Origin of the sequence: Paraburkholderia ferrariae NBRC 106233 (assembly GCF_000685035.1) — a bacterium.
GTDB lineage: Bacteria > Pseudomonadota > Gammaproteobacteria > Burkholderiales > Burkholderiaceae > Paraburkholderia > Paraburkholderia ferrariae.
Window position 1 is genome coordinate 64,821 of record NZ_BAYB01000018.1, and the last position, 13,036, is coordinate 77,856.

Below are 13,036 nucleotides of genomic sequence, written 5' to 3' on the forward strand. Positions count from 1 at the left end.
GTCGCTCACGCGGGCTTCGCGTTCGTGCGCGGATGCAGCGGCACGCGGCGCGGTGCGGCTTGCGCCGCATATTGCGAATTGGTCGCGTCGATCTGCTCGATCAGGCCGTCGAGGCGCGCGAGATGGCGCCGGTTGTCCTGATCCCACGGATGAAAGCTGGGCTTGAAAAACCGGAGCCATTCGAGCGCGATGCCGGGGAACACGCCATGACGCGGACCATAGAGGAACTTGATGAGGCGCCACTTGCCCGTCACCTTGCCCTGGCAGCGGCCATGCGCGCGCATGAGCGCCGTGTGATAGTCGAACACGATGACCCAGAACAGCACCGTGGTCGCGAGCATGGTGCCCGTGCGCATCAGATAGCGTTTCAGGCCCGGCTTGACGGAGACGTTCCAGACGTCGAACGAGACGGACTTGTGTTCGGTTTCTTCGAGCGCGTGCCACAGCCACATCTGCTTGTAGCCTTCTACGGAGCCCCCCATGTGGCGCTCCGTATCGGCGAGCAGCAGGTCGGCGAGCATGGCCGTGTAGTGTTCCAGCGCCACCGTCTGCGCGAGCTGCAGCGAAGGCGGCAGTACCTTGCGCGCGAAGTTCAGGATGGCCCACAGCCGCTTGTCGAGCTTGTGCGCGGGCAACCCCGCGGCCTGCAGCAGATCGTTGTATTCGATGTGCTCCCGGGTGTGCATCGCTTCCTGGCCGATGAAGCCCATCACCTGCTTCTTGAGATCCGGGTCCTGTATGCCGTCGCGGTAATGCCGCACGGAGTCCATGAAAAAGCGTTCGCCCGCTGGAAAGAGGAGCGAAAGCGCGTTGAAGAAGTGAGTGACTGCCACGCCCTCGGCGTGCCAGTCACAAGCCCGGTCGGGCGGTAGTGCGAAACGTATGTCGCGCCGTATCGGCATCATGCTGTTTCTCCCTGTCGGTCCGGAGCGAGTGCTTCAGCACCTGCCCCGGTTCCATGCAACGACTGTTGCGGTTTATTGCCTGCCTCGTTATGCGTTGACGTGTGCGCGAAATCCGGTGCGCGCGCGCGGCCGGCGCTGCGCCGGGCCTTCGCGGCTTCGCGTTTCGCGCTCATGACCACGAGCGCCTGGTAGGCCGCGGGCAGCGTGCGCGCGAGCCAGTCGGCGGCGCGCGCGTCGCGCCCGATCAGCACGCGCCGGCTGTTGCGGCGCACGCCGCGCAGGATGGCGCGTGCGGCGTCGTCGGCCGTCGTGATGAAGAACTTCTCGAAGTCGTCCTTGCCCTGCTGCTCGCTCGCCACCATGAAGCCGATCATGTTGGGCGAGATGCGGCTCGACTGGGCAATGTTGGTGTGGATGCCGCCCGGGTGGACACAGGTGGCCGAAACGCCGCACTGCATCATGTCGAGCTCCTGGCGCAGCGATTCGGTGAAGCCGCGCACCGCGTACTTGGTGGCGTTGTAGGCGCTCATGCCGGGCTGCGCGAAGATGCCGAAAATGCTCGACGTATTGACGATATGCCCTTCGCCCGCGGCCTTGAGGTAAGGCAGGAACGCCTTGGTCCCGTGCACCACGCCCCAGAAGTTGACGTTCATGATCCATTCGAGGTCGGCATACGCCATGCCCTCGATCGTGCTGGAAAGCGCCACGCCCGCGTTGTTGAAGATGAGGTTCACGCGGCCGTGCGCGGCGGCGGTTTCGTCCGCGAAGGCCTGCATTGCCTCGCGGTTCGCCACGTCGAACACGAACGTCGTTACCCGCACCCTGGGAGCGAGCGTGCGCACGATGCGCTCAGTTTCGGCAAGTCCCGTGGCGCTGCGGTCGGCGAGCGAGAGATGGCAGCCGGCTTCGGCGAGCTGGATCGCGAGCGCGCGGCCCATGCCCGATCCGGCGCCGGTGATGGCCGCGATCTTGTTGCTGAAATCCTTCATGATCGGAGGTCTTCCTTTGGCTGATTTGGCTGATTTGGCTGATACACCCGCTCGTTCAGGCCGGTTCGATGGTGGAGGGTGCGGCGACGGCGACCGGCGCCTGGGCATGCTCGGGCTGCCGCACGCGGTACACCTGGTAGTCGGCCAGCGAGAAGTGCGCGGTGGCCTGCCGGAAGCGCCACGTGAAGCCCGGCCACAGCGTGGTGTTCTTGCCGCTGCGCGGGTCCAGATACCAGCTCTTGCAGCCGCCCACCGACCAGATCGCCCGCTCGAGCTTCTTCTGGATGCGTTCGTTGTAGCGCGCCTCCACATGCGGACGCACTTCGATCGCATCGGCGCGGTCGCGCTGCATGGCATCGAGCGCACCGAGGATGTATTCGATCTGCGACTCGATCATGAACACCATCGAGTTGTGACCCAGCCCGGTGTTCGGGCCCACGATCATGAAAAAGTTCGGATAACCAGGCAGTGCGGTGCCGAGGTAGGCATGGGCGCCGTTGCGCCAGGTCTCGACGATATCCGCGCCGCCGCGGCCCACCACCGTGCCGGGCGGGAATGGATCGGCCACCTGGAAGCCGGTGCCGTAAATCAGGCAGTCCACTTCGTGGTGCACGCCGTCGGCCGTGACGACGCCGCTGGCGTTCACGCGCTCGATGGGGGCCGTCACGACACTCACGTTCTTGCGCGAGAGCGCCGGGTAGTAGTCGTTCGAAATCAGCACGCGCTTGCAGCCGATGGTGTAGTCGGGCGTGACCGCCGCACGCAATGCCGGGTCGGGCACCTGGTGGCGGATATGGCGCAGCGCGAGCTTCTGCACGTTCTTCATGAGCGACGGATGGATCGCGAAGCCGAGCACGCGCGATTCGAGCATCCAGTAGAGGCCGGCGCGCGCGAGCTTCTGCGTGGAGGGCAGAGCGCGGAACATCCACTGCTCGAACTTCGAGAGCGCGCGATCGGGCTTGGGCATGATCCATGGCGGCGTGCGCTGGAAGAGCGCGAGCCGCGCCACGCGCGGCGCGATCTGCGGCACGAACTGGATCGCGCTCGCGCCCGTGCCGATCACGGCTACGCGCTTGCCTTCGAGCGCATAGCCATGGTCCCAGTGCTGCGAGTGGAACGCCTTGCCCGCGAAGGTTTCGATGCCGGCTATGGCGGGCAGTGCCGCACGCGAAAGGCCGCCCATGCCGGAGATCAGCACGCGCGCGGCAAGCCGCTTGCCGTTGGCGAAGACGAGGCGCCAGCAATGCGCGGCTTCGTCGTAGGTGGCGCTCGTGAGTTCGTGTCCGAAGCGCAGATAGGGCGCGAGGCGAAAGCGCGCCACGCAGTGATCGAGGTATGCGCGGATTTCCGGCTGCGGTGCGAACATGCGCGTCCAGCGTGGATTGGGCGCGAAGGAGAACGAATAAACGTGCGATTGCACGTCGCAGGCGCAGCCGGGGTAGTGGTTGTCGCGCCAGGTGCCGCCCACGGTGTCGGCCTTCTCGAACACGGCAAAGCGCGTGCGGCCGGTTTGCAGCAGGCGGATCGCCATGCCGAGGCCGGCAAAGCCGGTGCCGATGATGGCGATGTCGACGGCCTCCATGCCGATGGTCCCGCCGAGGCGGTCGTCGCCGGCCGGGTCGAAAGACCGGGTGCGTGCGTTCATCCGGAGCGTCTCCCTATGGTTCATTCTTAACTGTTACATTGATGGATGTAAACATAGGCGGATTTTGGCCGCTGCGCAAGCGTCTAGATGTGGCGCTCTAGGGGAGCGATCGGTCTGGGGAAAGCGTGCTGGAACGCGCCGAAGCCCCGTCTGGCGGGGCTTTCGGGCATTCAGGGCAGCGGGGGATGTGTCCGGGCGCCCGGCGCAGGAGCGGGGAAGCCGCGGGAGATCGGCGGGGCAGCGCACCGGCGGCGCCGGTACGCTGCGTTCAGGACTTCGCGGCGCTCGTTTTGCGCGTGGTGCGAATGGGCTTGGCCGCAGGCCGCGGCGTCTTGCGCGGCGCCGCGCGCACGGCAGAGGCTTTTTTCGCGGGCGTCTTGCGCCCGGTGCCGGGTGTTTCTGCCGCCTTTGCCGCCTTCGGCTCGCGCGCCGCCTGGTCGCCCAGCTTCTTGTCGAGAATGGTCGCCACCCGGCCGCCCAGATAGGCGCTCGACTGCTCCTCCAGCGCGCGCAGGATCTCGTTCTCGACGAACACGGTGGCGAGCGGGCGCAGGCGCCAGATGGCATCGACCAGCGCGGGCATGTCGGTGGGCGGCGGCAGCGCGCCCGCGTCGTAGCGGTCCAGATGCCGCACGACCATCTCCACCAGCACCTGGGCAATGGCGTCGAAGTGCGGACGCGTTTGCTGCAGCACCTCCAGCAGGTCGCGCGCGGGGATGCCTTCGCGCACGGTGGCCGCGGCCGCGTCCAGCATGGCCGGATTGCGCGCGACGAACGAGAGGCCGCGGCGCTCCACCAGCCCGAGTTCCGAGAGGCGCGTGAGCTGGCCCGGCGCCTGCGGCCCGAACATCTTCACGAGCTGGCGGATCGAGTAGGTCTTGGGGCGCGCCGTGGTCCAGCGCCCGCCGATCGCGTTTTCGAGGCCGAGGATCGAGCGCAGGTCGCCGCCGTCGTCGATGGCCTTGATGAGATCCTGAATGTTCGAGAGCGTATAGCCGCGCGCGAGCAGGTGATTGATGAGCTTGAGCCGCGCGACGTGCGAGTCGTTGTAGATACCCACGCGCCCGCGCTTCTCGGGCGGCATGAGAAGGTCGCGGTCCTGGTAGGCGCGCACGTTGCGCACCGTGGTCGCGGCCACGCGCGCGAGTTCGTCGACCGTGTATTCGCTGTCGGCCGGCGTGGATTCGGCAGTGGAGAGTCTGGACGGTTTCGGCATGCGCCGATTTTAACGCGAGCCGAAGCAGCGGCGGCAGAACGTGGCGCGGCGCGAGCGTGCGCTCGCCCACGAACGCGCGGCGGATCATGGTCCGCCCATCAGAACCGGTACGAAACGGCGAGGAACGAAATGATCGGGTCTGCCGACAGTTTGGACTTGCTCACGGCGAGTTCGGTGCCGTCCGCGGCCTTCACGATCACCGAGGAGGTAGTCTTGAGCGGGATGTAGGTGATCGAGGCCACGAGCCCGAGGTGGGCCGTGATGTTGTATTCGGCGCCGGCATTGAACACCGGCTGCCACGAGGCCGAGGCCTTCGCGCTCACCTGCGTTTGTCCCGGCTTGCCGGCGCCGGCTGCCAGCACCGAGCCGAGATCGTTCTGCGTGGCCGAGACGAAGGCCGGATTGAGCTGGATGTCCGAGAACCAGTTGTACGACACGCCGAGGCCGAGGAATGGCCGGAACTTCGCATCGGCGTCGCGGAAGTAGTACTGGAAGATGAGCGCCGGGCTCCACTGGCGCACGCTCGTGACGATCGGATTCGTGCCCGGATCGCCCAGGTTCTGGCTGCCGAGCGCGCCCGCCGGCCCGGGCGGCTTGAGCGTGCCGTGGCCGTAGAGCTTGAAGGTCGGTGGAATGCCGGCCACCGACGACACCGCGATATGGTCGGTCAGGAAGTGGGTGAAGACGAGGCCCACGGTATCCGCGCGCGCCGTGGAGAGGCCGGTGCCTTGCGAGGTGAAGCTGTTGGGCAGCCGCAGCGGCGTGTTGATCGGCACGGGTGCGACGTTGGTCGTGAGCGGCGTGCTTGAATCCACCGGTGCGACGTGAAACCAGCCGAGCACGGCCACGTTGTCGCCCGCATGCTGCGCGTGGGCGCTCATCGAGAGCCCGGCGGTCAACGCCGCCATGACGATGCGTCTCATTTAGTCCTCCCAGGTTCGGGTGTCCCTGCCCGCGCGCGGCCTCCGGTTTGCTGCCGGATCGCCGGTCCTTGCGCGCCTTTCGGTACGGCTGCCGCATTGCGCGGCAGCCGTCGGGCGGTCACCTCGTTGGCACGGGCCCCCGGTCGGGCGGGGCCCAGTCAGCACTGCTTATTGAACGAATGCGCCGGCCGTGAAGTACGGCGCAGACGGCGTGGACATGTCGAGGAAGCCGAACACGCCGCCCGTGAAGATCATCTTGCCGGTGGGCGTGCTGCCCGTTGTCGCGCCGGTGTGCGTAGTCGGCACGACGCCCGGCACGGTCTCGGTGAAGCTGAGGTCCAGTGCGGTGGCGAGCGAGGCCTGCGACGCGTTGAACGGGTCGAGCAGCGTGGCTTCGGTGCCTTCGAGCGCGGTGGTGCGATAGTCGAACTGGCTGTCCACGCCGATGTACTCGCCGTCCTGCGAGTCCACCGCAATCGCCGATTGCGGCGCGAGCACGGAGATGCCCGATTCGTCGTCGGCAACCGGGCCCGTTGCGCCGCCCTGCGGATCGGTGCCGATGTACGGATAGGCCACGCCGGTGCGCACGAGCACCGGCACGAGCTGGCCGCGCAGCTTGCCGACGACCATGAAGCCCTTCGCGGCTGGCTGCCCGGTGACGAGCGTGGGCTTGACCTGCCCCTGGAAGTGGTCGGTTTCGAAGGCGCCGCTGCCGTCGCTCGACTGCGCGAGGTTCGTGCCGGGCTGCTGGCACTTGCCCGCATTGACGCCGGTGTTGTCGCACTCGGTCCAGGTGCCGTCCGCGTTGATGGTGATCGTCGCATCCACGGCGGCCGGCAGGAAGTTCTGCGAAGGCACCTGGTGGTAGCCGAGCTGGTTCCAGACGCCCGCGACGTCGGCGATGTTGGTATCGATCGACGAGAAGCCGATGAACGGGTAGTACGGGAACGTCGTGTCCGGCACGACGCCGATGCCGCCCGTGCCGGCGTAGGCGATCTCGGCGCCGGGAATCGTGCCGCCCGCCACGCCCTCGCCGATGAACACGCGCGCCGGGCGGCTCGCGTCGAGGCTCGCGCCGTTGAGCCGGTAGGCGCACTGGTTGAGCTTCTGCGTGGGCAGCTCCGTTTCCTGGGTGAGTGTGCCCGTGACGACCTGGCCCGCGCGCGTGGGCGTGACGGTGCCGGTGGTTTGCGGAATCGGCGACTCCACGTAAGTGATTTGCCAGGTCATCTTCGTCGTATCGAGTTGCAGCTTGACGAGTTCGCCGTCGCCGCCGCCGCCCGTATAGACCGTGCTGTAGTCGAGCGTGGTCGGGCACAGAGCCGCGGCCACCGGCGCGGAACTGCTGCTGCCGCCTCCGCCGCCGCCGCACGCGGCCAGCAGCGGAGCGGCGATCATGAACGCCGCAAAAATCTTGTATTTCATACTGCGTCTCCAGATCGATTCTTGTTTGCGGGGACCGGCCCCCTCTGGCCGGTGGCTCCTCATTCTGGCTTCTCAGGTTCTACACGGGTATTTCGTAATCCGAATCAAATGCTATTGCGGCTGGATCAGCGCCCCCACGCCGAAATAAGGCGTGTTCTGCGTGGTGCTGTTCGCGGAACTGGCCGTGACGCCGCCGTTTTCCTCACCGTTGATGAAGATGCCGTAGAGGCCGCCCACGGCGATGAGGTTGCCCGCGTTGCCCTGCCCGTCCGTCACGCCGATCAGGCCCGGATGGGTTTGCGTGTAGTCGAGCACGAAGGTGCTTTCGGTCGTCATCGTGGCAGGCTTGAGGAAGCCGCCCTGCTGGCCGTGGATGAGCGCCGCGGTATAGGCGAAGTTCGAATCCGCGCCGATATAGCTGCCGTCGAACGAGCCCGACGTGAGCGAGGTGGCGGGCGCGAGCAGCGCGATGCCGGACTCGTCGTCGATCTGCGGAATCAGGCCGCCGCTGCCGATCTCCTGCACGTGGCCCGTGCGCACGACAAGCGGCACGATGGCCCCGTTGAGCTTGCCGAGGATGAGGTGCGCGCTCGCCGTGGGGCTGCCGAAGAGGCTGTTGGAAGGCGGTTCGATCTGCGGTGCATCGGTGCTCGTGAAATAGCTGCCGTTCGGGTCGGTCGTCCACGTGCTCGATGCCGTTTCGCAACTCGTGTTGGTCGCACCGCCCGGCACGCTGCAGTTGCCGTTCGCATCGTAGGACTCCTGTGCAACCTTGGCGGCTGCGGCGAATTCCGAGGACGGCACGATGTGATAAAGCAGCGCGTTATACGAACCCTTCAGGTCGGAAAGGCTGGTGCTGACCGAAGAGAAGGCGAGGAACGGATAGAAGTCGAACGTGCGCGCCGGCTGGTTCGGAAACAGCAGATTGGCCTGGACGTCGCCGTCGATATCGACCGTCGCGCCGGGAATGCCGCCGCCCGCAACGCCGAAGCCGACGTAGATGGTGGGCGGATTCTGGCTGTTGTACGCAGTCGTGTAGGTCGTGCCGTTGAGTGTGCCGGTGCCCGCCTGGAGCTGGAAGGCACAGGCGATCTGCGCAGCCGAGGGCAGCGAGCCCGAAGGCGGATGCTGCACGGTGCCGGTGATCGTGAGCCCGGTGCGGGTGTTTTGCACGGAACTCGATTGCAGCGGAATGGGCGACGCAAGCCACGTGAGCTTGTACGTCATGTTCGTGGGATTGATGTTCAGGCTCACGACTTCGCCGCTGCCCGCGCCGCCGAGATACGTGTTGGCCGCGATGTCCGAATCGGAAGGACAGAGGGCCGTGGCGGGCGTCGCGCTCGAAGGCGCTCCCTGATTTGTACAGGTCGAGCCCGAGCATTGCGCGGGAGAAATGGGACCTGGATCGCTGGCGTTGCCACCGCCGCACGCAATCAGCAAAGGACTGGCGACCATGGCTAGCGCCACGCCGCGGAATAGATCCAACATGCGTCTGCCTCCCTGTTTCTTAATTATGCGAAAGAGAGTGAATCATGACATCAGCCGCTGTCAATTGAACGAACCATCTAAATCCGCGCTTCACTGGGACATCGGCTTGTCCCGTCTTGACTTGAGCCCTGCACAACCGGGGTTTTTCCCGATGCGTAAAAGCACTATCAAGGAGGCCGAAATGGCGCGCGGAGCAAACTGCGTTCCCGTTTTTACGGGCTCATTGGCCCGACATGCTCGCGTCAACGTTTGCGCAGGAGGTTGCGTGCGAAACGATGCGGCAGGCATGCGCACGCCACCTCCATCGACAGCGGATTGAAAGACGCCGCGCATTAAATGGGAACTGCGGCGCCTCTTCGTTGCGCCGGAGGGGGAACTTCATGCAAACCCTGATGGCGGTCCCGGTCACGGGACTGGGCGTAGCGGTGTTGTCGTTGTCCTTATCGTTGCCTGCAACGGCATTCGCGCGGGCCGAAACCTGCCGGCACACGAGCCAGAAGGAAGTCGCGGCGTTGTTCGACCGCTGGAATGCATCCTTGCAGACGGGCGACCCGGACAAGGTCGTCGCCAACTACGCGACGCGCTCCATCCTGCTGCCGACGGTGTCGAACCAGCCTCGCCTCACGCCGGAGACGAAGCGCGACTACTTCGTCTCGTTCCTGAAGAAGAAACCGGTCGGCAAGATCGACATGAGCTGGATCGAGATCGACTGCAATACGGCGATCGACGCGGGGCTCTACACGTTCACGTTCGGCGACGGATCGACGGTGCACGCCCGATATACGTTCACCTATCGATGGAGCGGCAAGCGCTGGCTCATCACCAGCCATCACTCGTCGGCGATGCCGGAGGCGCAGTGACCTGCCGATGCGCCGCACCGGGTGAGAACGTTCGGGAGCCGGTTGTGCGGGCGCACATCGGCCGGCTCGCGATGATCCGGATTGGCCTGCACGCACGTATTGCCATTGCTCCGGATTTCCAGGGTGAGGGTTTGCGGGATGCAAAGCTGTACCTGGGTGCAGCTTTTCCGATTTGAGGCATCACGGTTAGCCGTTTTTGAAGCGCTCTCTCACCGCTTCCCTTCTGTATGAGAAGAGAAAGGTGAGGGTTTTCGGGAGGAGCCGCTTACCACAGCCCGTTCGGCGATTCGCGCTATAGTGCATTGTGCTGCGATGCAGCAGACACAGTTTCCAACGGAGTCCTGACATGGGCCTGTTCCACCGGCTATGGCGCCCGCGTGCGAAGGCGCCACCCGTCACGCCGCAGATTCGCAAGCTGTCCGAGCGCCTGCTGGTGCTGAGCCCGTCGCTGAAGCTGGCGGAGGGCTTTCACGAGTGCGTGACGCCCGCGCTCGCCTGCTCGATCGACTACGTAAGCGGCTTTGTGCGCAGCGTGCCGCCGCCGCGCGAGGCCAGTGCGGCGAACTGGCTGGACGACCCGTATATCCATGCCTTTTTTGCGGCGCCGGACGAAATCGCGCGCGTACTGAGCCGTTCGGCGGAACTGCATGCCTGGTTCGAAGCGCATCCGCTCGCGCACGAGACTTATGCGGTGATGAGCATGGCGATGGCCGAGCGCCGCACGTTCGGCGTGGAGCAGGTGGGCGACGCGGTGCACGCCGACGTCGCGCGCACGACCCTCAGTTTCGACGATCACCAGGTGCGCGTGTGCGGCGAAACGCAGAGCGATTTGCGCGAGCAGATCGTGGAGCGTGTGGTCGAGCAGATTGCGCTGGAGGCCCTCGCGCAGATCGGCGCCGACGAATCGCGCCGCGACGCGCTGGTGGAGGAACGCGCGCTCCTGAAGACGCGCCTGCAACTGCTCAAGCGCCAGGGGGCCGGCACGCACAGGATGCTCGGCGAGCGCGAGACGGATGGGGTCACGGAAGTCATCGCGTTGCAGGCTGCGATCGACGAGAACGAGCGCGCGCTCGGTGCGCTGGGCCTGAAGACCGACGCGCTGGCCCGCGAGCTTCGCGTGATCTGCGACGTGCTCAGCCATCCCGAGGCGCATACGCACGTGGAAATGAAGCACGTATGCTTGAACCCGATGAACGTGGTGATCGATCCTGCGGCTGGCCCGCCCGGCTCCGGCATCGTGTTTCCGCTCGCGCGCCTGCCGGCCAGTCCGCTGGGCGAGCGCGCATTCTCGCTGGTGCGCTTCTCGCGCGCCGATCTCGTGTGGATGCCAACGGTTTTAGGCGAAATTAGCCGCTTCGTGATTTGATGTTCGCGTCGCCGCGAGATCGAAGGTGAGCGTTTTCGGGAGTGGTGAGCGAATGTGCCACAACCATCGCACGTTGTACAAAAGGCGGGCATGCGGCGGCACCGGCTCGACGCCCGGTCACCTCTCTCCCCGGCAGCAAAATTTCCTGGCAGTCCCAGGTTCGACGAAGGGAATCTTGCGGATGGAAGGGCATACGGGTGCGATTCGTTGCGCCGCAACCCATTGCTTGCCATAGGTGAGCGTTTTCGGGAACGGCTCTGAAAAGCCGTGCAGAGCGAAGCACAAGGAGCAAAAACGGGGGGACGTCAGGGCGATTTGCGCACGTGCCGGCCATGCATCGCGACCGGCATCGCGCGAAAGGTGAGGCTTTTCAGGAGGCCACTGCCGGCCACACCGTCACGCCGTCGCGCTCGATCGTGAACCGCTGCGCGCCTTGCGTCGTGCGCGGCGCGTCTTCGTCGGCGATATCGAACGACTCGCCACCGATTGCAATCGTCACGTAGCGGTCGCCGTGACGCAGTGCATGGCCCGCCAGCGTACCGGTCCAGGCACCCTCGGGCGTCGCGCGCAGCGCGCGCGGCGAAACGCGCCACATCACGCGCGTGCCCGTGGCGAGCGAACTATCGTGGCAGGGCAGGCGCAGGCCCTTCGGCGTTTCGATTTCGCCGCCCGCGCGCACGATGCCTTCGCCCACGTTGTGCAGGCCGAGCAGGTCGGCTACGCGCGGTGTGGCCGGGCGGTCGAAGACTTCGTCCACGGGGCCCGCCTGGAGCACGCGGCCCTGCTCGATCACGATCACTTCGTCGGCGAGCAGTGCGGCTTCATCGGGGTCGTGCGTGACGATCACCGTGACCGCGTCGATCTCGCGCTGCAGCGCGCGCAGCGATTGCTGGAGCTTGCGGCGGCGCGGCGTGTCGAGCGCGGCGAACGGTTCGTCGAAGAGCAGCAACTGGCTGTGCCGCGTGAGCGCGCGCGCGAGCGCCACGCGCTGGCGCTGGCCGAACGAGAGTTCGCGCGGCAGGCGGCCCGTGAGCGTGTCGAGGCCCAGATGCGCGAGCCAGTAGCGCGCGCTGGCGGCGTCCGCGCCGACCGGAAACGCCAGTTGCTGCGCGACCGTCATGTGCGGGAAGAGCCCGTAGTCCTGCGGCATGTAGCCGATCTGCCGCCGTTCGGGCGGCAGCGAGCCGAGATCGGCGCCGCCCAGCGTGACCGATCCGGCGTCGTTGGGCTCGAGCCCGGCGACGATGCGCAGCGCGAGCGACTTGCCCGAGCCCGACGGTCCGATGATGGCGAGGCGCCGCGTGGACGGGCGCCACGACACGTCGAGGCTGAACGTGCCCAGCCGCCGCGTTACGTCGAACGCAAGGCGCAGGTCGGCCATCGCGCCCGCGGGCGCCGCGGGCATGAAGCCGGCGGGTTCGTCGCCGTTGTCGATCGGCGCGGCGAGCGTGGAGCGCGCGCCGCGGCTATAGACCGAGAGCACCGCGCAGACGATCGCGATGGCGAGCGTGGGCAAGAGGAGCGGCATCATCGCGGGCAGCCCCTGGCCGCCGAACACCACGTAGGTATAGACCGGCAGCGAGTACGGGTGATACGCGACCATCACCGTCGCGCCGAATTCGCCGAACGCGCGCAGCCAGGCGAGCGCGAGCCCCGCGCGGATCGCGGGCCACGCAATGGGCAGCGTCACGCGAAGGAAGCGGCTTTCGGCGCGATGGCCGAGCGTGGCCGCGACGTCGTCGTAGACGGGATCGACAGCCGTGAAGGCGGAGCGCGCGGCGACGATCAGAAACGGCGCGGCCACGAAGGTCTCGGCGAGCACGATGCCCGCGAACGAGTCGGTGAGCGTGCCGCCGAAGAGCTGGCCGATGCCGCTATACGGACCGACCAGGAAGAGCAGCAGCACGCCGCTCGTGAGCGGCGGCAGCGCGAGCGGCAGTTGCACGACGAAACCGAGGAGTGCCACATACCGCGAGCGCGAACGCGCAAGCCAGTAGCCGAGCGGCACGCCCAGCACGAGGATGACAAGCGCCGCGACGCTCGCGCTCGCCGCCGAAACACCCACGGCCGACCAGGTCGCGGACCAGTCCACGCCGGCCCAGTCGGCCTGGTCGATCTGCGGGATGCTCGCGACGAACGGCGCGCAGAGATAGACGGCGAGCAGCGCGCCGAGCCACAGCAGCGGGCGCGCGGCAGGTTGCTTCACGATCGCGGCGGCC

At 66.6% G+C, this 13,036-nt stretch carries 9 protein-coding genes and 1 pseudogene; 2 read left to right on the forward strand and 8 right to left on the reverse strand.

What is annotated here, in order from left to right; all coding sequences use genetic code 11:
• Positions 1 to 5: 5 nt before the first annotated feature.
• From BFE01S_RS19595 to BFE01S_RS19625, 7 genes and pseudogenes are all read right to left on the reverse strand, one after another.
• Positions 6 to 905 (reverse strand): metal-dependent hydrolase, encoded by a 900-nt coding sequence (locus BFE01S_RS19595; RefSeq protein ID WP_028226958.1) that lies wholly within the window; start codon positions 903 to 905, stop codon positions 6 to 8.
• A 59-nt stretch (positions 906 to 964) separates the two neighbouring features.
• Positions 965 to 1,894, reverse strand: a pseudogene (locus tag BFE01S_RS39360) (SDR family NAD(P)-dependent oxidoreductase); the annotation flags it as partial.
• Between the two features lie 55 nt (positions 1,895 to 1,949).
• Positions 1,950 to 3,539 (reverse strand): flavin-containing monooxygenase, encoded by a 1,590-nt coding sequence (locus BFE01S_RS19605; RefSeq protein ID WP_028226959.1) that lies wholly within the window; start codon positions 3,537 to 3,539, stop codon positions 1,950 to 1,952.
• Between the two features lie 268 nt (positions 3,540 to 3,807).
• Positions 3,808 to 4,755 carry a MerR family transcriptional regulator gene (locus BFE01S_RS39365; protein ID WP_084170057.1) on the reverse strand — a complete coding sequence of 316 codons (948 nt, stop codon included), beginning with the start codon at positions 4,753 to 4,755 and terminating at the stop codon, positions 3,808 to 3,810.
• A gap of 98 nt (positions 4,756 to 4,853) precedes the next feature.
• Positions 4,854 to 5,678 (reverse strand): OmpW/AlkL family protein, encoded by an 825-nt coding sequence (locus tag BFE01S_RS19615; RefSeq protein ID WP_028226960.1) that lies wholly within the window; start codon positions 5,676 to 5,678, stop codon positions 4,854 to 4,856.
• Between the two features lie 168 nt (positions 5,679 to 5,846).
• Positions 5,847 to 7,103: a DUF2957 domain-containing protein gene (locus BFE01S_RS19620; protein WP_028226961.1), complete on the reverse strand. Its 1,257-nt coding sequence runs from the start codon at positions 7,101 to 7,103 to the stop codon at positions 5,847 to 5,849.
• A gap of 111 nt (positions 7,104 to 7,214) precedes the next feature.
• On the reverse strand, positions 7,215 to 8,591 hold the full coding sequence (locus tag BFE01S_RS19625) for a DUF2957 domain-containing protein (protein WP_028226962.1): 1,377 nt from the start codon (positions 8,589 to 8,591) through the stop codon (positions 7,215 to 7,217).
• Positions 8,592 to 8,971: 380 nt separating this feature from the next.
• Here BFE01S_RS19625 and BFE01S_RS19630 point away from each other — a divergent pair, with 380 nt between their 5' ends.
• The gene (locus BFE01S_RS19630) at positions 8,972 to 9,451 is read left to right on the forward strand and encodes an SgcJ/EcaC family oxidoreductase (RefSeq protein ID WP_245621145.1); all 480 of its coding nucleotides are present in this window, start codon (positions 8,972 to 8,974) and stop codon (positions 9,449 to 9,451) included.
• Positions 9,452 to 9,797: 346 nt separating this feature from the next.
• Entirely contained in the window at positions 9,798 to 10,817 is a 1,020-nt protein-coding gene (locus tag BFE01S_RS39370) for a hypothetical protein (protein ID WP_052420936.1), read from the forward strand.
• A gap of 370 nt (positions 10,818 to 11,187) precedes the next feature.
• Here the strand turns inward: BFE01S_RS39370 and BFE01S_RS19640 are convergent, their stop codons facing one another.
• On the reverse strand, positions 11,188 to 13,023 hold the full coding sequence (locus BFE01S_RS19640; RefSeq protein ID WP_028226964.1) for an ABC transporter ATP-binding protein/permease: 1,836 nt from the start codon (positions 13,021 to 13,023) through the stop codon (positions 11,188 to 11,190).
• Positions 13,024 to 13,036: the final 13 nt, after the last annotated feature.